The following is a 24,266-nucleotide window of genomic DNA, read 5'->3' as shown; positions in this document are numbered from 1 at the left end:
TTCGGGAGCGTGATGCTCGCCCAAGCCGCGCAGACGCACAACGAATCAATCAGACTCTGCTTATAACCACAGAGTATTAAAAACCTCGCCGATCAACCCAGACTCAACAGTTCGACGACCCGGCTGCGGCTGATGCCGCCCAGCGCCGGGGCGATGGCGACATAGGTCTCGTAGCTCGCGCTGTTGAGCGTGAGGCTGAGGTCACCCACGAAGCCTGCCGCCCAGTCGGCGTCCTGAGCACCGGCCGAGGCTTCGCTGGCCAGCAGCCGGCGCAGCGACTCGGCCACACGCTGCACGCGTTCGAGCGCCTGGCTCACCTCGCGCAGCGTGCGCCGTGCCTGGTCGGCCTCGCCGACACCCCATTGCGCCGGGTCCAGCGCCTCCTGGCGCTGCAGCCGCACCGGCTGCGCCTGGCCCGCGGGGAAGCGGATGCCGCCGCCGGCCACGCTCAGCGAACTCTGCAGGCCGGCCCAGCGGTTCTCGGCGACGCTGAAGACCGGCTCGCCGGCCGCGTCCAGCGAAGCACGCACGCCGGCCGGCGCCAGCGTGCGGTCGAGCTGGCGCACGGCCGCCTCGGCGCCACCGCCTTCGGGCAGCACGACGCTCATCGTGCGGCGCGAGCCACGGGCCTGGAACGACAGCGTCTCGGTACGCCCGCCGTCGAGCGAGGCGCTGCTCATGCCGCGCATGCGAAAACGCACGCGCGACTGGCCATCGGCGTCGAAACGCAGCGTGTCGTCGAGATAACCCGAGGTCGCCTCGCGCCGCGCCTGCCAGGTCTCGAGCGAGGCGCGCAGCGATTCCAGCAGGCCCTCGTCGTCGCCGCCGGCCGCGCCGGCCTGGGACTGGCCGTCGGCGACACGACGCGCGAGCCGCTCCTGCAGCGACTTCAGGCGCTGCTGCAGCTCGTCGAGGTAGTTCAGCGTGCGCTGGGCGCCCGCCACGGTGGTGTTGGACAGGCCCTGTTCGCGCTGGCGGGCGGCGCGCAGCGGGGCCGCCTGGCGCTCGCTGGCCGACGATGCCTCGGTGCGCCTGGCCTGCTCGGCGGCGGACGCGGCCGCGCCGGGCGCCGCCGCGCTGCCCGAAGCCTCGTCGCGGCGGGCGCCGCGCGTGGCCTGGACGCCGGGAATGGGGTTGCCGACCTGCACGGGCGCGCTGTCCCGGCCGTCAGATCACGTCGAACAGCGACAGCCCCGCCACCTTGGCATAGGACTTCTGCGTCGCCTCCAGCGCGGTCTTGTACGACTCCAGGCGCACCGCGGCGTCGCTGTAGTCCAGCGCGCCGTAGGTCAGCGCGGCCTCGTCGTTGGCCAGGCTGACGCTGTCGTGGTTGCCTTCCAGCGTCGTCAGCAGGTTCTGCACGCCGCCCTGGCGCGCGATCAGCTGGCCGACGTCGGCCAGCTCGACGTCGACGGCGTCCAGCGCGTCGGCGAACACCGCACGCACCGCCGGGTCGCTGACCGTGGGCGCGCCGGCGGCCGTCTCCGCCGCCAGGTCCAGCTGGTTGAGCAGGGTGGCCATCGTCGTCAGCGAGACGTTGGCCGGCTGGCGCACGCCGTTGCCGACGACGACCCACTGCGTCTCGTCATTGCCGGCCCAGCTGTAGCGGCTGCCGGCGGGCTGGCTGGCGTCGTAGGCCACCGGCGCGGTGCTGCTCAGCGTGCCCGAGAACAGATAGCGCCCTTCCTGGTCGCGGCTGTTGGCGCTGTAGAGCAGGCTGTCGCGCAGCGAGGCCAGCGAGCTGGCCATCGACTCGACGTCGTCGGGCGTGTTGGTGCCGTCGGCCGCCCAGACCAGCAGGTCGCGCGCGTTCAGCAGGTCCTCGCTCATCGAGTCGAGCAGGGCCTCGTTCTGCTGCAGCCGCGAGCGCAGCGCGCCGATGTTGTCGCTGTACTGCTCGATCGCCGCCTGCTCGCGCGACAGGCGCGACAGCCGCACCGCGGCCACCGGGTCGTCGGAGGGCACGGCCAGGCGATTGCCGCTGGCGATGCGCGACAGCAGGTCGCCGACCTGCGAGTTGGCGTGCTGCAGCGCACGCGTCATCGTGCCGTGGTACTGGGTGCTGGAGATGCGCATCGTCGTTCCTCGTGTGCTCAGCCGAACATCTGCAGGGTGCTGTCGAACAGCTCGTTGGCCACCGCGATGACCTTCATGTTGGCCTGGTACATCTGCTGGAACTGGATGAGGCTGGCGGCCTCCTCGTCCTGGTTGACGCCGGCGGTGGACTTCCAGTTCTGCTCGGCCTGGTCGCGCACGGTCTCGGCGGTCTTCAGCGCCGCCTGGTTCTGCGCGCTGCGGCTGCCCAGGTCGCCGACCAGCTGCGACCAGGCGTCGCTGAGCTGCACCGAACCCAGCAGCGGCAGCGTGACGCTCTGCGTGGGCAGCGCGATCAGCTGCTGCAGCACGTCGCTGTTGCCGGGCTTGGCCGCGTCCGACGAGAAGGCGAGCTGGCGCGCGCTCAGCGCGCCGTTGACCGACAGCCGGTTGGTCGCGCTGTCGAAGACGAACAGCGGCGCGCCGGCGTTGCCGTCGAGGTCGTAGCCGCCGGCCAGCAGGCCGTTGACCGAGGTCGCGACGCTGGAGGCGAGTTCGGCGACGCTGGCGCTCATCGGCTCGAGCACCTCCTCCAGGTAGCTGCCCAGGCCGCCGAGCTCGCCGCCGAGCACGCCGCTGGCGACGCTGTAGGACTGGCTGGCGAAGTCGACCTGCAGCGTCGGCGTCGTGCCGGGGTTCATGGTCAGCGTCGCGGCGCGCGTGCCGACGACCAGCGGCATGCCGTTGCGCAGCGTGACGTTGAGCGAACCGTCGTTCTGCTCGACGACCTGGATCGAGGCGATCGAGGCCAGCGCGTCGATCTTGCGGTCGCGCTCGTCGAGCAGCGTCGAGGCACTGCCGCCGGTGGCCTGGGCGGCGGTGATCTGGCGGTTCAGGTCGGCCACCGCGGTGGCCAGCGTCGTGGCCTCGGTGGCCAGGGCGTCGCGCTGCTGCATGATCGCCGAGCGCTGGTTGGCCAGCGACTGCTGCAGGCTGACGAAGCGCTGCGACAGCGCGTCGGCGGCGCTGATGACCTGCTGGCGCAGCGGCGTCGAGGTCGGCTCGACGCTGGCGGCGTTGAAGGCGGCGAACAGCTCGTCCAGGCCGGCGCCGATGCCGCTGTCGTCGTCGCCGACGATGCGTTCGAGCTGCGTCAGATAGGGCTGGGCCGACTCGCGCCGGCCCAGTTCGGACGCCGCCTGCCACAGCTGCAGGTTCTTGTAGCCGTCGCTGAAGCGCTGCAGCGAGCTGACCTTGACGCCCTCCCCGGCGGACACGCCGCTGCGCGACGAGCCCAGCGAGGCGAGCAGCGTGCTCTGGCGCGTGTAGCCGTCGGTCGCGGCGTTGGCGACGTTCTGGCTGACGGTGGACAGCGCGACCTGCGCCGCCTGGGCGCCGGTGAGCGCGATGCTGATGATGCTCATCGGATGTCTCGTTGCGGGCCGCGCGACGGCGCGCCCTCTCCTGCACCCTGGGCGACGGCGGCGGCCGCCGGCTTAAGCGCCGCGGGCGCTGCGGGCGGCAGCACCTGGCGCAGCACCGCGTCGGCGATGCCGAAGGCGCGGCTGGCGGCCAGCGCGTCGGCCACCGCGCGGTCGGCGACGTCCTGCATCTCGTCGTGCGTGCGGCTGCGGCCCTCGTCGTCGGAGAGCTCGCGCAGGCCGCTGCGCGCCTGCTTGAGCATCTCCGCGATCATGTAGCCCTCGAACTGCACGGCGGCCTTCTCGGCGCGTGCACGCGTGGCCTCGTCCAGGGCCGGCGCGGGCGCGGGCTCGCTGGAGCTGGCGTCGCGCGACGCGGCGACGGTGTTCGGTGCGGCGATCGGTGTCAAACGCGTCCCCTTCAGATGACGACGAGCTCGCCGTCGATGGCGCCGGCCTCGTCCAGCGCCTGCAGGATGGCCATCACGTCGTCGGGCGTGGCGCCGGTGGCGTTGATGACGTCGACGATGGTCTGCAGGCTGGTCGACGGCGGCCAGCGGAACATGCGCCCGGCGCCCTGCTGTTCGACCTGCACGTCGCTGCGCGGCACGACGGCGGTGTCGCCGCGGCGGGAGAAGGGCTCGGGCTGGCTGACCTGCGGCATCTCGGAGATGACCACGCGCAGCGCGCCGTGCGACACCGCCGCCGGCCGCACGCGCACGCCCTCGGCGATGACGACGGTGCCGGTGCGCGAGTTGAAGACGACCTTGGGCGCGTCGCCACCCACCTCGACCGGCAGGCGGCCGAGCGCGGCGACGAAGGCCACGCGTTCGGTCGGGTCGGCCGGCGCCGCGACCTCGACGCTGGTGCCGTCGCGCGTGGTGGCGATCGGGCCCCAGCGCTGGCGGATGGCCTCGACGATGTGCGTCGCGGTCTCGAAGTTGGGCCGCTTCAGGCTCAGCCGGACCTCGGGACGGGCGTCGAAGTCGGTCTCGATCTCGCGCTCGACGGTGGCGCCGTTGGGCACACGGCCCGAGGTCGGCGTGTTGATGGTGACGCTGGAGCCGCTGGCGCCGGCGGCACTGACGCCGCCGACGACCAGGTTGCCCTGGGCCAGTGCGTAGACCTCGCCGTCGGCGCCGCGCAGCGGCGTCAGCAGCAGCGTGCCGCCGCGCAGGCTCTTGGCGTCGCCCAGCGAGGACACGGTGACGTCGATCGGCTGGCCCTTGCGGTAGCCCGGCGGGAAGACCGCGCTGACCATCACCGTGGCGACGTTCTTGGACTTGCTCTCGGTGCGTTCGGGCAGCTTGACGCCGAACTGCTTGAGCACGTTGCTCACCGACTGCCCGGCGGCCTTGACCTGGGTGCTGTCGCCCGAGCCGTTGAGGCCGACGACGAGGCCGTAGCCGACGAGCTGGTTCTCGCGCACGCCCTCGACATGCACCAGGCCCTGCAGCGGGCGGGTGACCGGCGCCGGCGCGGCCTGGGGCGCACGCGGCGCGGCGCCGGCGACGGTGGCGGCGGCCAGCAGCACGGCGGCGAGAAGGCGTTGTTTCATGGTCAGAAAGGCATCCAGGGGCTGTTGAAGAAACGCGTCAGCCAGCCGGCGCTGCCGGCGTCGGCCAGCGTGCCGCGGCCCGAATAGACGATGCGCGCGTTGGCCACGCGCTGCGAGGACACGCGGTTGTCGGCGTCGATGTCGCCGGCGCGCACGTAGCCGGCCAGGCGCACGAACTCCTCGCCCTGGTTCAGGTACAGCGACTTCTCGCCCGACACGCGCAGCAGGCCGTTGGGCAGCACCTCGTGCACGACGACGGTGATCGAGCCCGACAGCGCGTTCTGCTGGGTGCTGGTGGCGCCGCCCTGGAACGAACGCTGGGCGTCGAGATCGACGCCGGTCTTCTGCGCCTTGCCGCCGATGACCAGCGGCGACAGCGACACGCTGCTGTCCTTGGCGAACTGGGTGTCGGACTTCTTGCTCGCCTGCGTCGTCTCGTCCAGCGCGACAGTCAGCACGTCGCCGACACGGAAGGCACGCGTGTCGCTGTGCAGCGTCCAGGCGGCGTCGGCGACGAACAGGCCGCCGGCCTGGCCGCGCGCGCGCACCGGCGCGGGCATCGGGTCGCCGGCCGGCACCAGCGGCGCCTGCGGCGGCGAGATCGCGGCGCAGCCGGCCAGCGCGGCGGCGAACACGACGGCGGCGGCGGCCCTCATCGTGCCGCCTGCGCCAGGGTCTGCAGCATGTTGTCGGCCGCCGACAGCACCTTGGTGTTCATCTCGTAGCTGCGCTGCGCGGCGATCAGCTCGACCATCTCCTCGACCACCTGGACGTTGGAGGCCTCCAGCGAGCCCTGGCGCAGCTTGCCCAGGCCGTCGCTGCCGGGGTTGCCGACGGTCGGCGTGCCGCTGGCGGCGGTCTCGGTGAACAGGTTCTCGCCGGTGGCGCGCAGCCCGGCCGGGTTGACGAAGCCGGCGGTCTGCAGCTGGCCCAGCTCCTGCGGCGTCGTCGAGCCCGAGACGGTGGCCGAGACCAGGCCGCTCTCGCTGATCGTGATCTCGGTGGCGCCGGCCGGCACCGTGATCTCGGGCACGATGGCCAGGCCCTGGGCGGTGACGAGGCGGCCGTCGGCGTTGAGCTGCAGCTGGCCGGAGCGCGTGTAGCCGGTGCTGCCGTCGGGCATCTCGACCTGCAGGAAGCCGTTGCCGACGATGGCCAGGTCCAGCGCCTGGCTGGTGGTCTGCAGGTTGCCGGTCGTGAACACCTTCTGCGTGCCGAGGATGCGCGTGCCGTTGCCCAGCAGCGTGCCGGTGGGCGAGGTCGTGCCGTCGCTGCGCTGCGCGCCCGGGGTCTGCTCGACCTGGTAGAACAGGTCCTCGAACAGCACGCGGTCGCGCTTGAAGCCGACGGTGTTGACGTTGGCGAGGTTGTTGGCGATCGCCTGCAGCTTGGCGTCCTGCGCCTGCACGCCGGTCTTGCTGATCCACATCGCGGGGTTCATCGGGTCATCCTTTCGTGGGTCATTCGCGCACGAGGCGGTTGCCGGCCTGGACCATGTCGTCGGCGGCCTTGTAGAACTTCATCTGGATCTCGAAGTCGCGGTTCAGCGACAGCGTCGCGACCATCTCCTCGACGGCCGAGACGTTGCTGCCCTCGAGGTGGCCGGCGCGCACGCTGGCGGCATCGGAGGCCTCGAGCGGGCGGCCGTCGCGGGCGACGATCAGGCCGTCGGCGTTCTTCTTCACCGCCGCCGGGTCGGGCGCGACGAGCTTGAGCCGGTCGACGACCTGCATCTCCGTCTCGCCGGCGGCCTGCACCATGACGCTGCCGTCGACGCCGATGGCCAGGCGCTCGTACTCGGGCAGCACGATCGGGCCGCCGTCGCCGAGCACGGCGCGGCCGTTCAACTGCAGCGTGCGGTCGGCGCCGAGCTGCAGCGCGCCGGCGCGCGTGTAGGCCTCGCCGTCGCCGGCGCGCACCGCGAGGTAGCCGCCCTGCACCGCCACGTCCAGGTCGCGGCCGGTCTCGCGCAGCGGGCCCGAACGCGAGGACACGACGGTGTCGCCGAGCTCGGTCACCAGGCGCGCGTCGTAGCCGTAGCCCTGCACGGTCTGCGCCTCGGCGGCCTCGAGGTCGGCGCGAAAGCCGTCGGTGGCGGCGTTGGCCAGGTTGTTGGCGTGGATCTGCTGCGAGCGCAGCGCACGTTCGGCGCCGCTCATCAGCGTGTAGATCAGCGCATCCATGTCGTCGTGCCCGCCGCCGTCACAGCGCCTGCATCAGCGACTGCATCATCTCGTTCTCGGCCGAGAGGACCTTGCTGTTGGCCTGGTAGTTGCGCTGCGAGGACATCAGCGAGACCAGCTCGCCGGTCATGTCGACGTTGGACTGCTCGACCATGCCGGTGGTCAGCGTGCCGGCCATGCCGACGCCGGCGGCGAAGAACAGCGGCGCGCCGGTGCCGTCGTTGGCGGTCCAGCTGGTGTCGCTGATGGCCGTCAGCGCCTGCTCGTTGGGCAGGGTCGCGATGGCCAGCGTGCCGACCATCTGGGACTGGCCGTTGCTGTACTTGGCGAGGACGGCGCCGCTGGCGTCGATCGAGGTGCCCACCAGCGTGCCCGAGGCGTAGCCGTCGGCGTTGTTGTAGGTCGTCGTCGCGTCGCCGGCGAAACGCGTGGTGCCGGCGTAGTCGACGGCCACGCTCAGCGCGTCGGCGCCGGTGGGCGTGCCCAGGTTCAGCGCCACGGTGCCGGTCGGCGCGGTGAGCTGGCCCTTGGAGTCGAAGGACAGGGTCTGCGTCGTGCCCAGCGTCGTGCCGTCGAGCGCGTAGTGCACCTCGACGCTCGAGCCGCTGCCCTGCACGAAGTACTGGGTCAGCGTGTGCTCGGTGCCCAGCGAGTCGTGCACGATGGTCACGTTGGAGCCGTTGAAGCTCAGCGAGTCGCTGGCGTCGAAAGGCGTGACGGTCGGCGTCGTCCAGTCGGCCGACATGTTGCCGACGTAGGACAGCTTGCTCGTCGCGGCGGCGGCGATCTGGCCGTTGGGCACCTTCAGGTCGCCCATCGCGCCCAGCGTGCCGTCGTCGGTGGCGGCGAAACCCTGCGCGCGGCGGCCGACGCTGTCGAGCACGTAGCCCTGCTTGTCGACGCTGAACATGCCCACGCGGCTGAAGACCAGCTCGCCGCTGGCGTCCTTGGAGGTGAAGAAGCCGCGGCCCGACAGGGCGACGTCCATCGCGCCGCCGGTGGCGGTGGCGCTGCCGCCGTTCCAGATGCTCTGCGTCGTCGAGCTCATCGTCGCGCCGACGGCCTGGCTGCCGGCGTAGATCGAGCTGTAGTTGGCGCGCGAGGACTTGTAGCCCACGGTGCCGGCGTTGGCGATGTTGTTGCTGATGACGTCGAGGCCGGAGGTGACGGCAGAGATGCCGGACAGGGCGATCGTGAAGCTCATGGTGTTCTCCCGGGTTTCAGATGGCGGTGGCGGCGTTGCGGCCGGTGAAGGTGGTGACGGCATCGGGGTCGACCTCGCCGACACCCTCGACGTCCAGCAGCAGCGAGCCGCTGGCAGACAGGCGCACCGAGTTCAGCGTGCCGTCGACCTCCAGCGTCGGCTTCTCGCCGGTGCTGGCGGTCACGGCGACCGTGTAGTGGCCCGCCGGCAGGCCGGCGGCGGCCGGGTCGAGCGTGAACTCGACTTCGCCGGCGGCACGCTTGCCGAGGTCGACCGTGTACTGCTTGCCGGCGTCGTTGGTCAGCACCAGCTTCGTGCCGGTGCTGGTGGCGTCCAGCGTGAAGCGGCCGGACACCGTGCTCTGGCCGTCCAGCGTGAGGCTGTCGGTGCTGACGCCGACCTGGCTGCCGACCAGGCCGCCGAAGCCCAGCGCCTGCAGCCCGGTGATCAGCCCGGCGGTGGCGCTGGCCTGGGTGCTCAGCGTCTGCAGCGACTCCATCTGGCTGAGCTGCGTCAGCTGGGTGACGAACTCGCTCGCGTCGGTGGGCTCCAGCGGGTTCTGGTACTGGATCTGCGCCACCAGCAGCGAGGTGAACATGTCCGAGGACGTGCCGTTGGACGAGATCGAGTTCGACGAGCCGCTGGACGCGGCGTTCGCCGCCGCCTGGGTGTAGAGGCTGCTCATCGCGTCAGCCCTCCTTGCCCATGCGCAGCAGCGACTGCTGCATGCCGCGCACGCGCGTCATGACTTCGACGTTGGTCTCGAAGGCGCGCGACGCGGCCATCATGTCGGTCATCTCGGCGACCGGGCTGACGTTCGGGTAATAGACCATGCCTTCCTCGTCGGCGAGCGGGTTGTCGGGTTCGTGGACCTTGCGCAGCGGCTCGGTGCTCTGCACCACGTCGAGCACCTGCACGCGCATGCCGTTGCCGTCGCCGCCGCGCGCGGCCAGCGCGGCGAACACCGGCTTGCGCGCGTGGTAGGCCTCGGCCTCGGTACCGGCGGCCGACTGGGCGTTGGCCAGGTTGCTGGCGATGGTGTTCAGGCGCACGGTCTGCGCCGCCATCGCCGAGCCGGCGATCTCGCTGATCTGACGAAAGCTCATCACTGCCCCTCGATGGCCTTCGCGAGGCCTCTGAGTTTCATGTTCACGAACGTCAGGCTGGTCTGGAAGTCCGAGACGTTCTGCGAGAACGCGGCCTGCTCGACACCGAGTTCGACGGTGCCGCCGTCCAGGCGTGCGTGGTAGGGCACGCGGTACTGCAGCGCGCCGTCGGTGTCTAATGCCGGGCCGCCGGCCTCGCCCGTGGCCTGCGAGAGCGCCTGCGCGAAGTCGATGTCGCGCGCCTGGAATCCCGGGGTGCTCTCGTTGGCGATGTTCGAGGCCAGCACCTCGGTGCGCCGGGCCCGCAGGGCCAGCGCCTGCGGGTGCACCCCGAGCGCCTTCGTGAAATCGATTGCCATGCATGTCCTCCGCGTAACGAATACGGTGTTGATCGGTTGCTGCGCGCTGGGCGCGCTGGCGGCCGAGCCGCCGAAAGACGAGGCCCGCGTCGCCGAGGCGGCGCGCGAGCTGCTGCTGCAGCAGGCCGAGCGCGAGGGCTGGCGCGAGCCGCAGGTGTCGCTGGACGTGCGGGCCGCCGGCAGCGGCGCGGCGGCGCGCTGCGCGCAGCCCGAGGTCAGGGCGGCGGAGACCACGAACCCGACGCGCATGCGCTTCGAGCTGCGCTGCGCCGACGGCTCCACGCGCGCCTTCATGGTGCGCGCACGGCTCAGCGCCGAGGTGCCGGTGGCGGCCGCGGCCTTGCCCGCCGGGCGCGTGCTCGCCGAAGACGACGTCGTGCTCCAACGGCATGCCGTCGCCGGCTCGCCACCGCCGCTGGCCGCGGCCGAGGACGCGGTGGGCCGCGTCGCGCGGCGCTCGATCGGCGCCGGCCAGATGCTGACGGCACGGCTGCTCGACGAGCCGCTGCTCGTGCGCCGCGGCGAGGCGGTGCAGATCCGCGCCCGGCGCGACGCGGTCGAGGTCGTCGTGCCCGGGCAGGCGCTGGAGGCCGGCCGGCGCGGGCAGACGATCCGCGTGCGCAACACGGGCAACGGCACGGTGATCCGCGCGCGCGTCGTCGAGGCGGGGCAGGTGGAGCCGGAGTCCATGCTGTCGTCCCCCCGTTAAGGCCGCGGCAGGCTGCGCACGACGGCCTGCAGCTTGTCGGCGTAGCGTGGATCGGTGGCGTAGCCGCCCTGCACCAGGCCGGCGGCGTAGGCGCCGACGTCGCTGCCGGTGCCCTGCACGGCGCGGTAGCGCGGGGTCTGCAGCAGCCGCGTGACGTCGCGGAACGACTCGGCGGCACTGTCGTAACGGCGGAAGCTCTCGACCGTGGCGTAGGCGCCCTGCGCGCCGACCTCGGTGGTCGCCGCGGCGATGCGCTCGCCGCCGTAGCCGGTGCCGGCCTTGATGCCGAAGAGGTTGTGGCTGTCGCTGCCGTCGGCCCCGCGCAGCGGCCGCTGGCCCCAGCCGGACTCCAGCGCCGCCTGCGCCGTCAGGATCTCGGGCGCGACACCCAGGCGCGCGCCGGCTTCACGCGCCAGCGGCGCGACCTGCTCGACGAAACGCCGGCGCTGCTCGGCGTCGGCGCCGTCGTCGGTCGCGCCGGCGTCGCCGCCGCTGCGCAGCAGCAGCGCACGCGCCTCGGCCCCCAGGGTGGTCGCGGCGCCGCCGGCCATCGGTTCGAGGCCGGCGCCTTCGCCGTCGCGCACGTAACGCACGATCTCCTCGTGCAGCGTGCGGAACTCGGCCGACGGCGCGGCGCCGCCGGCCGGCGCGACGCCCGACGGCAGGGCCGGGCTGGCCGGGGTGGCGAAGAAGGCGTCAGCGCGGAGCATAGGTGTCCGACTCCCCGCCGTTGGCCTGCACCAGGCGCGCGTGCTGGCCCATCAGCAGCTCGCAGTTGCGTGTGTTCTTGCGCTGGCAGACGTGCAGCCGCGTCTCGAGCGTGCGCCAGGCCTGCAGCGTGGCTTCGCGCGTGGCCGCCGGCAGCGGTTCGAGCACACGCTCGACCGGCCGCGGCACGTCGCCGGCGCCGAGTGCGGCGACCAGCTCCACGCGTTCGCTGCGGCGCAGGTCCAGGTCGGCGACCAGGGCCTCGATGCGTTCGCCCAGCGCCTGCAGCGTCTTGGCGTCATGCGCCAGCAGCGCGTGGAACTGCTTTTCCAGCAGCTCCGCGAGCCCGGCGTAGGCGCCCAGGTCGGCGCTGATGCCGGCCAGCAGGCGGCGGTAGGCCTCGCGACGGTTCACCCGCGGCCCCCGTGGTAACGCAGGATGAGGCCGGCGAGCTTGGAGGCGTCGAAGCCGATCTCGCCGCGGGCGATCGCGTCGCGCAGCTCGGCGACCCGCGCCTCGTCGATCTCGGGCATCGCCGCCAGCGCCGCGGCGGCCGGCTTGAGCACGGCGGACTCCAGCGCCGCGGCCGGGGCGACGACGGCCGCGGCGGCCGGCGCGGCGGCGGTCGTGGTCTCGACGCGTTCGCTGGCGCCGGGGGCGGTGGTGGCGGCCACCGGGCCGGCGCCGTTGCTGACGATCCTCATGGTGCTTCCTCTCGTTCTGGTTCTCATCGCCGGGGTCCGGTTCAGCGCGCGCCCAGCCGCGCCGGCAGCAGCTGGCGCAGCAGCGAGTTCTCGGCCGGGCCGCCGGCGGCGTCCGAGCCTTCGGTCAGCGGCACGCGCGAGACGGGGGCGCCGAACATGGTCTCGATCGCTTTCGCCTGGGCGGCGGTCAGCAGCAGCATCTCGATGCGGCGGTTGACCGCGGCACGCGGCTGTTCGGGCTCCAGCGGCGCGCTGTCGGCCATGCCGACGACCTGCAGCACGCTGCGGTCGGGCATGCCGCCGATGCGCAGCCAGGTGCGCGCGGCCATCGCCCGGCCGCTGGACAGGCCCCAGTTGGACAGCGAGCCCAGGCCGTCGCCGGAATAGGGCACGGCGTCGGTGTGGCCGATGATCAGCAGCTGGTTGTCCAGCTGCGCGAACAACGGCCCCATGTCGCGCAGCAGCTGCTGCAGCCGCGCGCCGGGGCGCGCGCTGCCGAGCTCGAACAGGCCCAGGCGCTCGGTGTCGTGCAGCAGGATGCGCAGCCCGGCCGGCGTGATGACGCTCTGCAGGTTGTTCGACAGCCCGGCCTTCTCGCCCAGCCTGGCCAGCACCTGCTGCAGCTCGCGCAGGTCTTCGGGCGACTCCAGGCGCGTCTTGCCGATCAGCGGCTCCTCGTCGCCCGGCTCCTGGCTGCGCCGCTCGGCGCTGCTCTGCCAGGGCACCGGCGTGCGGTCGATCAGGCTGCCCGAGGGCCGGTCGCCGATGCCCACCGGGCGTGCGCCGGCACCGTCGGCCAGCAGCCCGGCGCCGCTGGCGCGCAGCGCGTCCTCGGCCTTCTCCTTGTCGCGTGCGGCCAGCAGCCAGAGCACGAGGAACAGGCACAGCAGCGCGAGGCAGAAGTCGGCGAACGCGACCTTCCAGGCGCCGCCGTGGCCGCCCTCGTGCCCCTTGCGCGAGGCACGCTTGACGATGGTCTCGCCGTGGCCGCCGCCCTTGGCGGCCAGGGCTTCAAGCTTGCTGGGCACGTTTGTCCCCCGCACGGCGTTGCGGCACGGCGTCGGGGTCACCGGCGTCCTGCATCTTGTCGATCCAGCCTTCCAGACGCGCGAAGCTGGGCTTGGCGTTGAGCTGCACCAGGCGGCGGCCGGCATCGATGGCCAGCAGCGGCGGCTTGCCCGAGACGTGCGTGACCAGCACCACCTTCACCGACTCCAGCGCGCTCAGCTCCTCGTCGACCAGCTGCTTCATCATGTTGCTGATCGGGTCGAGCACGCCGTAGCAGAAGAAGATGCCGATGAAGGTGCCGACCATCGCCGAGGCCACGCGCACCGCGATCTCGCCGGTCGAGGCGCCGTCGGCGACGACGTTCATCGCCATCACGATGCCCAGCACCGCGGCCAGGATGCCGAAGCCCGGCATCGCCTCGCCGATCTTGGCCAGCGAGCGCGCCGGCTGCGACAGCTCCTCGTGGATCGCCTCGAGCTCCTGGTCGAGCACGCCCTCGAGCTCGTGGGCGTTGATCTTGCCCATCGCCATCAGGCGGAAGTTGTCGACGATGAAGTGCAGCAGCTTGGGCTCGTGCAGCACCAGCGGGTAGCGCTTGAAGAGCTCGCTCTCCTGCGGTGCCTCGACGTGCGCGTCCAGCGCCTTCAGGCCGCCGGCGGCGGTCTGCAGCAGCTCGTACAGCAGCAGCAGCAGCTGGCGGTGGAACTCGTCGCCCTGCTTCTTGCGCAGCATCACCTTGCGCAGCTGCAGCCACATCTCGGCCAGCACATGGCGCTGGTTGCCGAGCACGATCGCACCGACGCCGGCGCCGACGATGATCAGCAGCTCCACCGGCTGCCAGATGACCTCGAAGCGCCCGCCGTGCAGCATGAAGCCGCCGAACACGCAGCCGAGGATGATGATGACGCCGACGATCGATTGCATGGCGGTCCTTCGTTGTCAGGCGCCCTGCAGGAAGACCTTCATCTTCCGCAGCGCCCCCTTGTTGATCTGGCACACGCGCGCCTCGGTCAGGCCGAGCACCGCGGCGATCTCGCGCAGGCCGAGGTCGAACTCGTAGTACAGCTGCACGACCCGCTGCTCGCGCTCGTCCAGGCAGCGCAGCGCCTGCTCCAGGCTGCGCCGCGCGACGTAGGCGTCCTCGGGCGAACGCTGGTCCGACGGGATCTCGGCCATCTCGGCGACGAGTTCGTCGAAGCTCGCCAGCTCCTCGGCGTTCTCGGCGCGCTGCGCCTCCTGCAGCGCCTGCAGCGTCAGCCCCAGCGCCGCGGCGACCTCGGTGTCGCTGGGCTCGCGGCCCAGGCGGCGGCGCAGCTCGCGCACGCCGTCGCGCACGCGGTGGCTCTCCTGGCGCACGCTGCGCGGGCGCCAGTCCTGGCGGCGCAGCTCGTCGAGCACCGCGCCACGCACCCGCGCCGCGGCGAAGGCCGGGAAACGTTCGTCGGGCGGGCCGTAGCGGCGCAGCGCCTCCAGCAGGCCCATCAGGCCGACCTGCTCCATGTCCTCGCGGCCCATCACGCCGCCGACCTGGGCGTGCAACTGGCGCACCACGCGCTTGACGATGGCCGCGTGCGCCAGCAGCAGGCGCTGCTCGTCGAGCGCGCCGGCGGCCGCGGGCGGCTCGCCGTACGCGTCGTAGCGGAGTTGGGGCAGCGCGCTCATTCGATGATCAGCTTGGCGATCAGCGCCTCGTCGAACGGCGGCTCGGCCTGCTCGGCGGCGTAGCTCTTGCGGAAGGCGTCGTTGATCTCGCGCGTGAAGTCCTCGATGCCCAGCTTGTTGGCGCTTTCCATCGTGTGCGCCGACATCGCCTTGACGACGATGGTGCGCAGCAGCGGCAGGTGATCCTTGGTCTCGCGCTCCTTCTTCACCGGCGTCTTGAACACCAGGTCGAGCGCGAGATAGTGGTTGCCGCCGGTGTCGGGGCGCAGCATCACGATGGTCTTGTCCAGCGTGACGTAGCGGTACTCGACGTCGTGGCGCGGCGCCGGCGCGGCGCTGCCGTCGGCCGGGGCCGGGGCCTGGCGCGAATGCCACCACCAGGCGCCGCCGCCGGCGGCGATCAGCACGGCACCGGCAGCGGCCAGCGCGATGACGAGGGACTTCTTCATGCGGCGGTCCGGGTCGGGAAGGTGAACGGGGCGGCGGCGTCGTCGCCGGCTTCGGCCAGTGCCCGGCCGACCTCGGCCTCGGCCTGCTCCTGCTCCTGCTCGCGCGTGCCGCGGCCGTCGGCGTCGGCACCATGGCGCGCGACCTCGACACTCGCCTCGGCGCCCTGGCGCTGCGCGAGTTCCTGGCGCAGCGGCTCGCCGAGCTGCTGCAGCTGGCGCTGCACGTCGGGGTGGCTGGCGCTGAGCTGCACGTGCACGGCGCCGGCCTCGCGGCGCACGACGATCTCGATCGAGCCCAGTTCGGGCGGATCGAGGCGGATCGTCGCCTGCTCGACACCCTGGCCGAGCTGCAGCCGCAGGCGGTCCCCCAGCGCCTGCACCAGCGGCTGGTTCCAGGCGTCGCGCGCGGCGGGCAGCTTCAGCGCCGGGGCGGCGTCGGTGGCCGCCGGCGTGCGGGCGGCCCCCGGCAGCTCGGCCGCGGCGCTGCCGGCCGGGGTCGGGGCCGTAGACGGCGCCGGATCGTCGGCAGGCATGGACTCGGCCGCCAGCGCAGCCGGCGTCGCCGCCGGCATCGTGCGCACGGCTTCGGGCAGCGTGGGCGTCGCCTGGGCGGCCGGCACGCCCGGCGCGGCCGGCTCGGCCGGAGTCGCAGGCGCCGCCACGGCGGTGGCCAGGGGCAGCGGCGCGGGCAGCGTCGGCGAGGTCGCCATCGCTGCGCCGGCGGCGCCGGCGGCGCCGGCGGCGCCGACCGGCGGGCTGCCGTCAGCGTCGACCGTGGCGCCCGCCTGGGCTCCGGCGGCGACGGCGGCCGCCTCGGGCGCCTGCACCGCACGCCACAGCGTCGCCAGCACGTCGACCTGCAGCGCGCCGGGCCAGTCGGCCGGCGCGTCAGCCTCGGTCGTGTCGCCGGCAGCGGTCTGGTCGCCGTCGGGAAGGGCCGGCGTATCGGCGGTGGCGGCCGGGGCGGCCGGCGCCAGCAGCGCCGCGGCCAGCACGGCATCGTTCCAGGCCGGCAGCGGCACGCTGGCCGGGGCTGCTGGCGCCGCGGGCACCGGCGCGGCGGCCGGGCGCACCGGGGCGTCGCCTGCAGCGCGTGTCGGCGTGGACGGCAGGGTGTCGGCGATCATGCGCCCTCCCCGGCGGCGGCGTAGCCACGCACGGCGTCCTGCCGGCGGGAGAGTTCGAGCAGGCGCCGGCCGGCGTCGGCAGCGGCCTCGGCGCAGCGGCGCTGCGCATGGGCGTGCGCGGCGCGCAGCCGGGCCAGCGCGGCGGCGTCGCCGGCCTCCGCGCCGCGGGCCTGGCGCTCGCGCAGCAGCGCCGCCGTGGCGGCGTCGGCGGCGGCCAGCGCGTCCCAGTCGCCGCGTTCGGCGGCCTGGCGCAGCGCCGCGCCCAGACGGTCCATCGCCTGCGCCTCAGCCATGGCGCGCCTGCAGGCCCTGCCAGCCGTTGCGAAGCGTCTGCAGCAGCGCGGTGACCTCGTCGACGTGGCCGGGTTCGAGCTGCTGCCCGGCCTTGTAGAGCTGGCGCGCGCAGAAGTCGTACAGGCGTTCGAGGTTCTGCACCACTTCGCCGCCCTGCTCCAGGTCGAGCGCGCTGGACAGCCCGTTGAGGATGGCGACGCACTTGTCCAGGCTCTGCGCCTTGGCCTCGTAGCGGCGCGCGACGATGTGGGCGCGGGCGCGCGCCAGCTCCTCGATCAGGCCGTCGGTGAGGATCAGCACGAGCTGCACCGGCGAGGCCTGCGCGGTGCGGGCCCCGAGGTCGACGGCGTGGTAGCTGTGGTAGGCGTCTTGGATCACGGGCGGGTCTTCCGGATGGGCGCTCAGTCGAAGAGACTGGTCGTGTTGCTGATCGAGCTCTGCAGCTCCTGCAGCTTGCTGAACTGCTTCAGGTAGATCTGGTAGAGGCTCTCGTAGCGCGCATCGAGCGCCGTCTGGCGCGTGCTGATGCTCTTTTGCGTGCGCTCGACCGAGGCCTGGCGGTTGGCGATCAGGCCGTCGGCCGACTTCCAGCTGCGCGCCAGTTCGGCCATGGTCCCGAGCACGCCGCTGGTCGAGCCGGTGCGGGCGCTGCCGAACAGCGCGCTCAGGCCGTCGGGGTTGGTCTCCAGCCCCGTCTCGAGCTTGTCGTTGTCCAGCGACATCTGGCCGTCGCGTGCGATCGACACGCCGTAGTCGGCCAGGCGCACGCCGCCGATGCTCTGGCGCGCCAGCGTGCCCAGGCGGCTCTTCAGCGCGAGCACGCCGGAGTCGCTGGCGAAGGCGGCGGCGGCGCTGCCGCTGCTGGCGTCGGCGTTGGCCGTCAGGCTGTCGAGCAGGCTCTCCAGCGTGTTGTAGGCGCTGACGAAGCTCTTGATCTTGTCGGCCGTGGCGCTGAGGTCGTCGGCCACGGTCAGCGTCACCGGGGTGTCGCCGCTGTCCATCGCCTTGCTCAGGCTGACGGTGACGCCGGTGATGCCGGTGAAGGTGTTGCTGGCCTGCTGGACCTTGACGCCGCTGCCCTGCTCGCCGAGCCAGACGACGGCGTCGCGGCCCTGCACCAGCAGCTTCTCGGTGCCCAGCGCGCCGGCCAGCGCGCTGTCGCCGACGCCGCTGGTGTCCAGCGTGATCGCGCCGTCGGCGCCGGTCTCGGCGGCGGTCAGCACCAGCGTGCTGGCGCCGTTGACGGTGAGCACGCTGGCGACGATGCGGCCGTCGTTGTCGCCGCTGGCGTTGACCGCGCGCGCGATCTCGGCGGCGCTGACCGCGCCGTCGCCGTCGCTGTCGGCGGCGCCCAGGTCGACGTCGAAGCTGGAGCCGCCGATCGTCAGGCCCAGCGTGCCGGCGCTCGCGGCGGCGGCGGAGGGCAGCGCGGCGAAGCTGGTCTGGTGCCTGGTGGCGATCTGCTCGACGAAGAACGAGTAGGTGCCGGCGGCGGCCTTGTTGGTCGCCGTGGCGCTGGCGTAGGTGGTGTCGTCGAAGCTCGCCGACAGCACCTTGACGCCCTTGGACGTCGACAGCGAGGACAGCGCGCTGTCGAAGGTCGTCAGCGCGGTCTTCAGCTTGCTCAGCGCGGCCGAGGTCGTCTGCGCGGCCGTGCTCTGCGTGGACAGCAGCGTGTACGCGTTCTGCGTGTAGGCGGTGGCCAGCTGGGTGGCCATCGTGGTCGGGTCGATCGTGGTGGACATGGTCGCGGCTCCCGGGCGTCAGGCCCTTGTTCCAGAGGACAAGGCGACCGCGGCGCGCGCTTCCTGAAGCGGCGTGTTCATCGCTGCCCCCGCAGCCAGACCTGGGTGGCGATGTCGTCCTGGCGCTTCTGCTCGCGCCCGGCGGCGTCGCGGTCCAGGCGCTGCTGGCGGCCGTCGACGGCCTGCTCCAGCGCCATGCGGCGCGTCGAGGCGGCGATCAGCGCCAGGCGGGCGGCGTCGACATCGGCGTCGTGGCGCGCCAGCACGTCCTGCTGGCGCCGGCCCAGCTCGATCAGCGACTCCTTGTAGGCGGCGCAGTTGGCGGCCAGCGCCACGGCCTGCACGGCGCTGGCGCCGACGCCGGCGCACAAGGCGCCCAGCCGCTCGACGGCCTCGGCCTGGCGGCGGCGCTGCGCCTGGCGTTCGGCGAGTTCGGTCTGCAGCCGCTCGGCGTCGCGAGCGCGCAGCTCGGCCAGCCGGCGCACGGCCTGCAACGAAGCCTGGGCACGGTTCATCGGGTCAGCTCCTCGAGACGTTGCACGCTGTCGGCCAGCGGGGCGGCTTCACGCGTGCCCTGCTGCAGATAGGCCTCGATGCGCGGATAGGTCTGCACCGCGCGGTCGGTGGCGGGGTCGGCGCCGGGCACGTAGGCGCCCAGCGGCAGCAGGTCGCGCACCTGGGCGTGGCGCGCGGCCATGGCCTTCAACTGGCGCGCCGCGGCCTGGTGGGCGTGGCTGGTGACCAGGCCCATGCAGCGGCTGATCGACTGGGCGATGTCGATCGCCGGGTAGTGGCCGCGTTCGGCCAGCTCGCGCGACAGCACGATGTGGCCGTCGAGGATGGCGCGCGCGGTGTCGACGACCGGGTCCTGCTGGTCGTCGCCCTCGGCGAGCACGGTGTAGATGGCGCTCATGCTGCCGGCCGGGTTCTCGCCGTTGCCGGCGCTCTCGACGAGCTGCGGCAGGCGCCCGAAGACCGACGGCGGGTAGCCGCGCGTGGCCGGCGGCTCGCCCAGCGCCAGCGCGACCTCGCGCCGCGCCATCGCGTAGCGCGTCAGCGAGTCCACGAGCAGCAGCACGTCCTGGCCCTGGTCGCGGAAGTGCGCGGCGATCGTGTGGCACAGCTCGGTGGCGCGCAGCCGCATCAGCGGCGACTCGTCGGCCGGCGCGACGACGACCACCGCGCGGCGCAGCCCGGCCTCGCCGAGCGACAGGTCGATGAACTCGCGCACCTCGCGGCCGCGTTCGCCGATCAGCCCGACGACGACGACGTCGGCCACCGTCTGGCGCGTGATGAGGCCCAGCAGCACGCTCTTGCCCACGCCCGAGCCGGCCATCAGGCCCACGCGCTGGCCCTTGCCGAGCGTCAGCACGCCGTTGATCGCACGCACGCCGACGTCCAGCGGCGCGTCGACCGGGCGGCGCTTGAGCGGATTGATGCGCGGCGGGTGCGCCGCCAGCACGTGCTCGCCGCCGAGCCGGCCGCGGCCGTCCACCGGCTCGCCCAGGCCGTCGACGATGCGGCCCAGCCACGACGGGCCGATCAGCTGCGTCGTGTCCTCGGCGCCGGGCAGCACGCGTGCGCCGGTGCACAGCCCGGTCGCGGGCCGGAACGGCATCAGGTAGCTGACCTCGTCGCGAAAACCCACGACCTGGGCGTCGATCCACTCGCCGCCGACGGTCTCGATGCTGCAGCGGTGGCCGGTGCGCAAGGCGCAGCCGACACTCTCCAGCAGCAGCCCGCTGGCGCCGACCAGGCGCCCGGTGGGCGTGGCCACCGGCACCTCGGCCAGGCGAACGCTCTTCAGGGCGCGGCCGATCATGCGCCGGCCTCCTCGACGGCCGGAGCCTGGGCGACCGGCTCGGCCGGCGCTTCCAGCAGCTGCGCGCCGACCTGCTCCATCACCGCGTCCAGGCGCTGACGGCAGCCGGCGTCGGCTTCGCGCCGGCCGCTGCGCACGCGGCATTCGCCGGGCGCCAGCCGCGGGTCGGCCAGCAGCTGCCAGCGGCTGGTGGCCTCGGAGTCGATCTCCTCGATGCGGCGCAGGTCCTCGGGGTTCAGTCGCACGTCCACCGTCTCGTGCGGCGGCGGCATCGTCGCCAGCGTTTCGTCGACGAGCTTGAGGATCTGCTGCGGCTGCAGCGCCAGTTCGCAGCGCACGACCTGGCGCGCGACACGGCCGACGAGGTCGACGAGCTCGCGCCGCATCGCCGCCTGGGCCTCGGCCTGCGCGCTCTGCAGCGCCGCGAGCGCCGCCTCCAGCGGGCGCGCGCTCTCGGCCAGGCGCTCCTGGACGCGCCGGCGCAGCTCGGCTTCGGCCTGTTCGTTGGCCTGCGCCAGCCCGGCGGCCCAGCCGTCCTCGCGGCCCTGGGCGGCGCCGGCGTCGTAGCCCTCGCGCCAGCCGCGCTGCTGGCCTTCGGCGTAACCGCGTGCCGCGGCCGCCTGGGCGTCGGCCCCGGCGACGGCCGGCAGCGCCGTGCCGGCACTCAGGCCCGCCAGCGGCGGGAAGCGGTAGGGCCGGGTCCTGCTCATTCGACGACGGCCTCGGCGAAGAGCTGGACCTCGATCTCGCCGGCCTCGGCGAGCGCCTTCACCTGCGCCATGATCTGCTGGCGCGTCTGCTCGACACGCGACAGCGGCACCGGGCCGCTGCGGCGCATCGTGTCCTCGAAGGCCTGGGCCTGGCGGCGCGGCATCGACTGCAGCACGGCGTCGCGCACCGCGGGCTCGGCGCCCTTGAGCGCCACGGCCCACTGCTCCAGCGGCACGGCCTCGATGATGCGGGTGATGTTGGCCTCGGTCTGGCGCGCCAGGATGCCGAAGTCGTAGAGGCTGACCTCCATCTCGGCGACGACGCCGGGATCGTGCGCGCGCAGCTGCTCGACCAGCGTCTGGCGCTCGCCGGGCAGGCGGTTCAGGATCTCGGCGGCCTGGCGCAGGCCCTCGACGGCGGTGGCCTGGGTGCTGAAGCTCGCCAGGCAGCGTTCGACCAGGGCGTCCAGGTCGGCCAGCAGCTCGCGGTCGATCTCCTTGAGCCTCGCGACGTTGAGCAGCACGCGGTCGCGGCCCTCGGCCGGCAGCGCCTCGACCACCTGGCCGGCCAGCGCCGACGGCAGGAAGGCCAGGAACACGGCCTGCATGCGCACGTGCTCGTGGGCGATCTGGTCGGCCAGCCAGCGCGGCGCGGCCCATTGCAGGCGCGCCATCTTCGGCCGGATCGCGTCGCCGTAGAGCGTGTCGAGCACGCTGCCGGCGACCTCGCGGCCCAGCGCCAGGTCCAGCGAACGCTGCAGGTACGAGCGCGACGCGCCGTGCACCCCGCTTTGCTCGCGGTAGTCGTCGAAGAAGTGCTGCAGCGACAGGCGCACGGTCTCGACCTTGATGCCGCTCAGGCGCGACATCACCTGCGTGACCTCGAGCAGCTCCTCGCGCGACAGGCAGCGCAGCACCGCCGCGGCGGGCTCCTCGCCCATGCTCAGCAGCACGATGGCGGCGCGTTCGATCGGCGTCGGCGGCGCGACCGACGCATCGGCGACGGCGTTACTCGGCTCGGTCATGCTTCTGAACCCACTGTTTGACGACCTCGGCGACGCGCTCGGGCTCCTTGGAGGCGAGCACCTTCAGGTGATCGACCAGCACGTCGACGGCGGAACCCGGCGGCGGCAGGTCGTAGTTGGCGAGCAGCGGCGCCACCGGCGAACGCCCGGGCAGCGCGGCCATGGCCCCGGAGCCGGCCAGCGCCGCGGCGGCGCCGAGGTCGGGGCCGGTGCCGTCCAGCGGCACCAGCGGCGTGGGCGCGGCGCCGGCACGCTGCTGCAGCAGGCGCATGCCGGGACGCACGACGCCGAAGAACAGCAGCAGGCCGCCCACCGCGTACAGCAGCCAGCCGCCGACGTCCACCCAGAGATTGCGTTCGCCGTACCAGGGCGTCGGCGCCGGCGGCGCCGGGAACGGCATCGCCGAGACGACGAGGCGGTCACCGCGTTGCTGGCTGATGCCCAGACCGCTGGCCAGGGTGCGTTCGACGTCGGCGATCTGCTGCGGTGTCCAGGCGCCGGCACCGCCGGGCGCGGCAGCGCTGGCGAGCACGACGGCGACGTTCAGGCGTTCGAGCCGGCCGCGGCTGCGCTTGATCTGCGTGATGTTGCGGTCGTAGGCGTACTGGCGCGTGCTGGCGTTGCGCTGCGCCTGGCCGGCGGCATCGGCACCCGAGGCCGCGGCGGCCACCGCCACCGGGCGGTTGCTCAGCGAACCGGGCACGCCCAGCGCCAGGCCCTGGCGGTCCATCTCCTGGCGCAGCGCCTCGCTGGTGACCTTGGGGTCGGCACCGTAGACCTCGCGCGTCTCCTGCACGCGGTCGTTGTCGACCTCGGCGGTGACGCTGACGCGGTAGTTGCCGGCGCCGAGCACCGGGCCCAGCAGGTCGTCGACGCCGCGGCGCGTGTCGGCCTCGTAGCGGTGGCGCGCGTCCATGCCGCCGGAGGCCAGGCCTTCGAGGCCGTCCTCCAGGTCGACACGCGCGGACAGCAGGTTGCCGGCCTGGTCGACGACGCTCACGCGCGAGGCGTCGAGGTTGGCGACGCTGCCGGCGACGAGCTTGATCGTCGCGGCGATCTGCTCGGCGTTGAGCGTGCGGCCCGGCCGGGTGGTGACGACGACCGAGGCCGAGCTGCGGTCGTCGGCGGCGGTGACGAAGGACGAGCTGCGCGCGATCGCCAGGTGGACACGCGCGGCCTCGACCGCATCCATCGTCATGATGCTCTGCGCCAGCTCGCCTTCGAGGCCGCGGCGAAAACGCACGTCCTGCACGAACTGGCTGACGCCCAGCGGGTCGTCGCGGTCCATCAGCTCCAGGCCGGCGGGCAGCCGCGCGGTGACCCCCTTGGCCGCCAGCAGCATGCGCACGCGGCCCAGCTCGGCCTCGGGCACCAGCACCTGGCCGCTGTCGGGGTGCACGCGGTAGGGCACGTGCTCGGCGTCGAGCACGGCCATCATGTCGGCGGCGGCCACCTTCTCGCGGGCGCCGAACAGCGGCTTGTAGCTGGACTGGTCGCGCCACTGGAAGGCCAGCAGCAGCGCGGTGACCGCGGCGGCAGCCAGCAGCAGCGGCGTCAGGCCACGCAGCAGGCCGGCGGGCAGCGCCGGCAGGCCGCCGGCACGCAGCCGGGCGAGCGCGGGACGCAGGGTGGAGGCGATCAGGTTGGCCACGGCGTCGTCCTCAGAGCTGCAGCTTGATCAGCTCGTCGACCGCGCCGGCCACCTTGTTGCGCACCTGCAGCAGCATCGAGAACGACAGGTCGGCCTGCTGGCTGGCGAGCATCGCGCCGACGAGGTCGCTGGAACGGCCGGAGTCGACCGCGGCGAGCTGCTCCGAGGCGGCGTGGGCCTGGGCGTCGACGGCATGGATGACGTCCTTGAGGCTCGAGGCGAAGCCCGCCGCGCCGCCACCCTCGGCCCCGACCTCGAGAGCGGGGGCGATGCCGACGCCGGCGGCGAGCTCGTCGCCGCTGCCGGCGATGCGCTGCGCCTGGGCCAGCACCGACAACAACATCTGGGACATCCGTACTCCCTTTGTTTGCCGGCTCCGCTGCCGGCATCTGACGTTATTTTTGACCATGCGGCAGCCTTGGCCGCATGGACCTCATTCATGCAAAAGAACGGGGATGTGCGCTTATCGGCAGGACTTCAGGAATCCTGAAGTCCTTCGCGCATTACAGATTTCTTACACCGCGAAGCCGCCGATCAAAACGAATGCTCGACGACTCTGAAAACACCTGAATTGCAGCCGATGCTAACGGCCGACGAGATTCGAGAGCGAATGAACTGGCCTGTTTTGAGCCGTCAAACCCGCATCTTCCGTGGCCATCACGATGCCGGCGCGCAGCGCCAGGCATGCCACGCGAGGCAGGTGGATCGACGAGGGATGGCGGTGGTGTGGACATCGGCGCAGTCATGCAATGGCACGCCACGCGCGGTCGCAGGAGGTCTCCATGGC

General features: G+C 72.9%; 30 protein-coding genes. 1 reads left to right on the top strand and 29 read right to left on the bottom strand.

Translation table 11 applies throughout. The annotated features are described in order from the left end of the window. Positions 1 to 92 precede the first annotated feature (92 nt). The 12 genes from EV684_RS08640 to EV684_RS08585 are packed head-to-tail and all read right to left on the bottom strand — an operon-like array spanning position 93 to position 9,865. Positions 93 to 1,148: a hypothetical protein gene (locus tag EV684_RS08640; protein WP_132646189.1), complete on the bottom strand. Its 1,056-nt coding sequence runs from the start codon at positions 1,146 to 1,148 to the stop codon at positions 93 to 95. A 19-nt stretch (positions 1,149 to 1,167) separates the two neighbouring features. Further along, on the bottom strand, positions 1,168 to 2,076 hold the full coding sequence (gene flgL, locus EV684_RS08635; protein ID WP_132646187.1) for a flagellar hook-associated protein FlgL: 909 nt from the start codon (positions 2,074 to 2,076) through the stop codon (positions 1,168 to 1,170). A gap of 17 nt (positions 2,077 to 2,093) precedes the next feature. Further along, a complete protein-coding gene (gene flgK, locus EV684_RS08630) occupies positions 2,094 to 3,458 on the bottom strand; it encodes a flagellar hook-associated protein FlgK (RefSeq protein WP_132646185.1) in 1,365 nt (454 codons plus the stop codon). Then, positions 3,455 to 3,865 carry a flagellar biosynthesis protein FlgJ gene (locus EV684_RS08625; RefSeq protein WP_132646183.1) on the bottom strand — a complete coding sequence of 137 codons (411 nt, stop codon included), beginning with the start codon at positions 3,863 to 3,865 and terminating at the stop codon, positions 3,455 to 3,457. The genes flgK and EV684_RS08625 overlap by 4 nt, the downstream gene beginning before the upstream one ends. 11 nt (positions 3,866 to 3,876) lie before the next feature. Beyond that, positions 3,877 to 5,013: a flagellar basal body P-ring protein FlgI gene (locus EV684_RS08620; protein ID WP_132646181.1), complete on the bottom strand. Its 1,137-nt coding sequence runs from the start codon at positions 5,011 to 5,013 to the stop codon at positions 3,877 to 3,879. A gap of 2 nt (positions 5,014 to 5,015) precedes the next feature. Next, entirely contained in the window at positions 5,016 to 5,669 is a 654-nt protein-coding gene (gene flgH, locus EV684_RS08615) for a flagellar basal body L-ring protein FlgH (RefSeq protein ID WP_132646179.1), read from the bottom strand. Next, complete coding sequence (gene flgG / locus EV684_RS08610) at positions 5,666 to 6,454, bottom strand: flagellar basal-body rod protein FlgG (RefSeq protein ID WP_200222410.1); 789 nt, start codon at positions 6,452 to 6,454, stop codon at positions 5,666 to 5,668. The genes flgH and flgG overlap by 4 nt, the downstream gene beginning before the upstream one ends. A 19-nt stretch (positions 6,455 to 6,473) precedes the next feature. After that, positions 6,474 to 7,196 carry a flagellar basal body rod protein FlgF gene (locus EV684_RS08605; protein ID WP_132646177.1) on the bottom strand — a complete coding sequence of 241 codons (723 nt, stop codon included), beginning with the start codon at positions 7,194 to 7,196 and terminating at the stop codon, positions 6,474 to 6,476. A gap of 19 nt (positions 7,197 to 7,215) precedes the next feature. Continuing rightward, complete coding sequence (locus tag EV684_RS08600) at positions 7,216 to 8,400, bottom strand: flagellar hook protein FlgE (RefSeq protein ID WP_132646175.1); 1,185 nt, start codon at positions 8,398 to 8,400, stop codon at positions 7,216 to 7,218. 16 nt (positions 8,401 to 8,416) lie between these two features. Next, positions 8,417 to 9,085, bottom strand: coding sequence for a flagellar hook capping FlgD N-terminal domain-containing protein (locus EV684_RS08595; RefSeq protein WP_132646173.1), 669 nt, complete (start codon positions 9,083 to 9,085; stop codon positions 8,417 to 8,419). Between the two features lie 4 nt (positions 9,086 to 9,089). Then, on the bottom strand, positions 9,090 to 9,506 hold the full coding sequence (gene flgC / locus EV684_RS08590; protein ID WP_132646171.1) for a flagellar basal body rod protein FlgC: 417 nt from the start codon (positions 9,504 to 9,506) through the stop codon (positions 9,090 to 9,092). Next, positions 9,506 to 9,865 carry a flagellar basal body protein gene (locus EV684_RS08585; RefSeq protein ID WP_132646169.1) on the bottom strand — a complete coding sequence of 120 codons (360 nt, stop codon included), beginning with the start codon at positions 9,863 to 9,865 and terminating at the stop codon, positions 9,506 to 9,508. Before EV684_RS08585 ends, flgC begins: the two co-directional genes overlap by 1 nt. A 25-nt stretch (positions 9,866 to 9,890) precedes the next feature. Between EV684_RS08585 and flgA the strand changes: the two genes are divergently transcribed. Then, the gene (gene flgA / locus EV684_RS08580; protein WP_207896850.1) at positions 9,891 to 10,574 is read left to right on the top strand and encodes a flagellar basal body P-ring formation chaperone FlgA; all 684 of its coding nucleotides are present in this window, start codon (positions 9,891 to 9,893) and stop codon (positions 10,572 to 10,574) included. On the opposite strand, the gene EV684_RS08575 is transcribed toward flgA, so the two are convergent. The 17 genes from EV684_RS08575 to EV684_RS08495 form a co-directional block, all read right to left on the bottom strand. Further along, the gene (locus EV684_RS08575; protein ID WP_132646165.1) at positions 10,571 to 11,284 is read right to left on the bottom strand and encodes a glycoside hydrolase family 73 protein; all 714 of its coding nucleotides are present in this window, start codon (positions 11,282 to 11,284) and stop codon (positions 10,571 to 10,573) included. The two genes, flgA and EV684_RS08575, sit on opposite strands and share 4 nt — an antisense overlap. Then, positions 11,271 to 11,696: a flagellar protein FlgN gene (locus EV684_RS08570; RefSeq protein ID WP_132646163.1), complete on the bottom strand. Its 426-nt coding sequence runs from the start codon at positions 11,694 to 11,696 to the stop codon at positions 11,271 to 11,273. Before EV684_RS08570 ends, EV684_RS08575 begins: the two co-directional genes overlap by 14 nt. Next, positions 11,693 to 11,986 (bottom strand): flagellar biosynthesis anti-sigma factor FlgM, encoded by a 294-nt coding sequence (gene flgM, locus EV684_RS08565; RefSeq protein ID WP_132646161.1) that lies wholly within the window; start codon positions 11,984 to 11,986, stop codon positions 11,693 to 11,695. Before flgM ends, EV684_RS08570 begins: the two co-directional genes overlap by 4 nt. Positions 11,987 to 12,027: 41 nt before the next feature. Next, positions 12,028 to 13,014, bottom strand: a complete 987-nt coding sequence (locus EV684_RS08560) for a flagellar motor protein MotB (RefSeq protein WP_132646159.1) — start codon at positions 13,012 to 13,014, stop codon at positions 12,028 to 12,030. Beyond that, positions 12,998 to 13,918 (bottom strand): flagellar motor stator protein MotA, encoded by a 921-nt coding sequence (gene motA / locus EV684_RS08555; RefSeq protein ID WP_132646157.1) that lies wholly within the window; start codon positions 13,916 to 13,918, stop codon positions 12,998 to 13,000. Before motA ends, EV684_RS08560 begins: the two co-directional genes overlap by 17 nt. A 15-nt stretch (positions 13,919 to 13,933) precedes the next feature. Beyond that, positions 13,934 to 14,656, bottom strand: coding sequence for an RNA polymerase sigma factor FliA (gene fliA / locus EV684_RS08550; RefSeq protein WP_132646155.1), 723 nt, complete (start codon positions 14,654 to 14,656; stop codon positions 13,934 to 13,936). Then, on the bottom strand, positions 14,653 to 15,105 hold the full coding sequence (locus tag EV684_RS08545; RefSeq protein WP_132646153.1) for a flagellar basal body-associated FliL family protein: 453 nt from the start codon (positions 15,103 to 15,105) through the stop codon (positions 14,653 to 14,655). The genes fliA and EV684_RS08545 overlap by 4 nt, the downstream gene beginning before the upstream one ends. After that, positions 15,102 to 16,232, bottom strand: coding sequence for a flagellar hook-length control protein FliK (locus EV684_RS08540; protein ID WP_132646151.1), 1,131 nt, complete (start codon positions 16,230 to 16,232; stop codon positions 15,102 to 15,104). Before EV684_RS08540 ends, EV684_RS08545 begins: the two co-directional genes overlap by 4 nt. Then, a complete protein-coding gene (locus tag EV684_RS08535) occupies positions 16,229 to 16,525 on the bottom strand; it encodes a hypothetical protein (protein WP_132646149.1) in 297 nt (98 codons plus the stop codon). Before EV684_RS08535 ends, EV684_RS08540 begins: the two co-directional genes overlap by 4 nt. After that, on the bottom strand, positions 16,518 to 16,904 hold the full coding sequence (gene fliS, locus EV684_RS08530; protein ID WP_132646147.1) for a flagellar export chaperone FliS: 387 nt from the start codon (positions 16,902 to 16,904) through the stop codon (positions 16,518 to 16,520). Before fliS ends, EV684_RS08535 begins: the two co-directional genes overlap by 8 nt. A gap of 23 nt (positions 16,905 to 16,927) precedes the next feature. Continuing rightward, entirely contained in the window at positions 16,928 to 18,271 is a 1,344-nt protein-coding gene (gene fliD / locus EV684_RS08525) for a flagellar filament capping protein FliD (protein ID WP_132646145.1), read from the bottom strand. 77 nt (positions 18,272 to 18,348) lie between these two features. Further along, positions 18,349 to 18,786 carry a flagellar FliJ family protein gene (locus EV684_RS08520; protein ID WP_132646143.1) on the bottom strand — a complete coding sequence of 146 codons (438 nt, stop codon included), beginning with the start codon at positions 18,784 to 18,786 and terminating at the stop codon, positions 18,349 to 18,351. Continuing rightward, complete coding sequence (fliI, locus tag EV684_RS08515; protein ID WP_132646141.1) at positions 18,783 to 20,093, bottom strand: flagellar protein export ATPase FliI; 1,311 nt, start codon at positions 20,091 to 20,093, stop codon at positions 18,783 to 18,785. Before fliI ends, EV684_RS08520 begins: the two co-directional genes overlap by 4 nt. After that, positions 20,090 to 20,803, bottom strand: coding sequence for a flagellar assembly protein FliH (gene fliH, locus EV684_RS08510; RefSeq protein ID WP_132646139.1), 714 nt, complete (start codon positions 20,801 to 20,803; stop codon positions 20,090 to 20,092). The genes fliI and fliH overlap by 4 nt, the downstream gene beginning before the upstream one ends. Beyond that, the gene (locus EV684_RS08505; protein ID WP_132646137.1) at positions 20,800 to 21,828 is read right to left on the bottom strand and encodes a flagellar motor switch protein FliG; all 1,029 of its coding nucleotides are present in this window, start codon (positions 21,826 to 21,828) and stop codon (positions 20,800 to 20,802) included. The genes fliH and EV684_RS08505 overlap by 4 nt, the downstream gene beginning before the upstream one ends. Then, the gene (gene fliF / locus EV684_RS08500; protein WP_200222475.1) at positions 21,812 to 23,479 is read right to left on the bottom strand and encodes a flagellar basal-body MS-ring/collar protein FliF; all 1,668 of its coding nucleotides are present in this window, start codon (positions 23,477 to 23,479) and stop codon (positions 21,812 to 21,814) included. The genes EV684_RS08505 and fliF overlap by 17 nt, the downstream gene beginning before the upstream one ends. 10 nt (positions 23,480 to 23,489) lie before the next feature. Then, positions 23,490 to 23,831: a flagellar hook-basal body complex protein FliE gene (locus EV684_RS08495; RefSeq protein ID WP_242478743.1), complete on the bottom strand. Its 342-nt coding sequence runs from the start codon at positions 23,829 to 23,831 to the stop codon at positions 23,490 to 23,492. Positions 23,832 to 24,266: the final 435 nt, after the last annotated feature.

It is taken from the genome of Rubrivivax gelatinosus, assembly GCF_004340905.1.
Taxonomy (GTDB): domain Bacteria; phylum Pseudomonadota; class Gammaproteobacteria; order Burkholderiales; family Burkholderiaceae_C; genus Rubrivivax; species Rubrivivax gelatinosus.
The sequence above is the reverse complement of the archived record's forward strand: the minus strand, read 5'-3'. Positions and strand labels throughout refer to the sequence as shown.

Excerpts from the sequence above, each read along its gene's own strand:
- flgL (WP_132646187.1), bottom strand. The coding sequence starts at position 2,076 with ATGCGCATCTCCAGCACCCAGTACCACGGCACGATGACGCGTGCGCTG.
- flgK (WP_132646185.1), bottom strand. The coding sequence starts at position 3,458 with ATGAGCATCATCAGCATCGCGCTCACCGGCGCCCAGGCGGCGCAGGTC.
- EV684_RS08620 (WP_132646181.1), bottom strand. The coding sequence starts at position 5,013 with ATGAAACAACGCCTTCTCGCCGCCGTGCTGCTGGCCGCCGCCACCGTC.
- flgH (WP_132646179.1), bottom strand. The coding sequence starts at position 5,669 with ATGAGGGCCGCCGCCGCCGTCGTGTTCGCCGCCGCGCTGGCCGGCTGC.
- flgG (WP_200222410.1), bottom strand. The coding sequence starts at position 6,454 with ATGAACCCCGCGATGTGGATCAGCAAGACCGGCGTGCAGGCGCAGGAC.
- EV684_RS08605 (WP_132646177.1), bottom strand. The coding sequence starts at position 7,196 with ATGGATGCGCTGATCTACACGCTGATGAGCGGCGCCGAACGTGCGCTG.
- EV684_RS08600 (WP_132646175.1), bottom strand. The coding sequence starts at position 8,400 with ATGAGCTTCACGATCGCCCTGTCCGGCATCTCTGCCGTCACCTCCGGC.
- EV684_RS08595 (WP_132646173.1), bottom strand. The coding sequence starts at position 9,085 with ATGAGCAGCCTCTACACCCAGGCGGCGGCGAACGCCGCGTCCAGCGGC.
- flgC (WP_132646171.1), bottom strand. The coding sequence starts at position 9,506 with ATGAGCTTTCGTCAGATCAGCGAGATCGCCGGCTCGGCGATGGCGGCG.
- EV684_RS08585 (WP_132646169.1), bottom strand. The coding sequence starts at position 9,865 with ATGGCAATCGATTTCACGAAGGCGCTCGGGGTGCACCCGCAGGCGCTG.
- EV684_RS08575 (WP_132646165.1), bottom strand. The coding sequence starts at position 11,284 with ATGCTCCGCGCTGACGCCTTCTTCGCCACCCCGGCCAGCCCGGCCCTG.
- flgM (WP_132646161.1), bottom strand. The coding sequence starts at position 11,986 with ATGAGGATCGTCAGCAACGGCGCCGGCCCGGTGGCCGCCACCACCGCC.
- motA (WP_132646157.1), bottom strand. The coding sequence starts at position 13,918 with ATGCAATCGATCGTCGGCGTCATCATCATCCTCGGCTGCGTGTTCGGC.
- fliA (WP_132646155.1), bottom strand. The coding sequence starts at position 14,656 with ATGAGCGCGCTGCCCCAACTCCGCTACGACGCGTACGGCGAGCCGCCC.
- EV684_RS08545 (WP_132646153.1), bottom strand. The coding sequence starts at position 15,105 with ATGAAGAAGTCCCTCGTCATCGCGCTGGCCGCTGCCGGTGCCGTGCTG.
- EV684_RS08540 (WP_132646151.1), bottom strand. The coding sequence starts at position 16,232 with ATGATCGCCGACACCCTGCCGTCCACGCCGACACGCGCTGCAGGCGAC.
- EV684_RS08535 (WP_132646149.1), bottom strand. The coding sequence starts at position 16,525 with ATGGCTGAGGCGCAGGCGATGGACCGTCTGGGCGCGGCGCTGCGCCAG.
- fliD (WP_132646145.1), bottom strand. The coding sequence starts at position 18,271 with ATGTCCACCACGATCGACCCGACCACGATGGCCACCCAGCTGGCCACC.
- EV684_RS08520 (WP_132646143.1), bottom strand. The coding sequence starts at position 18,786 with ATGAACCGTGCCCAGGCTTCGTTGCAGGCCGTGCGCCGGCTGGCCGAG.
- fliI (WP_132646141.1), bottom strand. The coding sequence starts at position 20,093 with ATGATCGGCCGCGCCCTGAAGAGCGTTCGCCTGGCCGAGGTGCCGGTG.
- fliH (WP_132646139.1), bottom strand. The coding sequence starts at position 20,803 with ATGAGCAGGACCCGGCCCTACCGCTTCCCGCCGCTGGCGGGCCTGAGT.
- EV684_RS08505 (WP_132646137.1), bottom strand. The coding sequence starts at position 21,828 with ATGACCGAGCCGAGTAACGCCGTCGCCGATGCGTCGGTCGCGCCGCCG.
- EV684_RS08495 (WP_242478743.1), bottom strand. The coding sequence starts at position 23,831 with ATGTCCCAGATGTTGTTGTCGGTGCTGGCCCAGGCGCAGCGCATCGCC.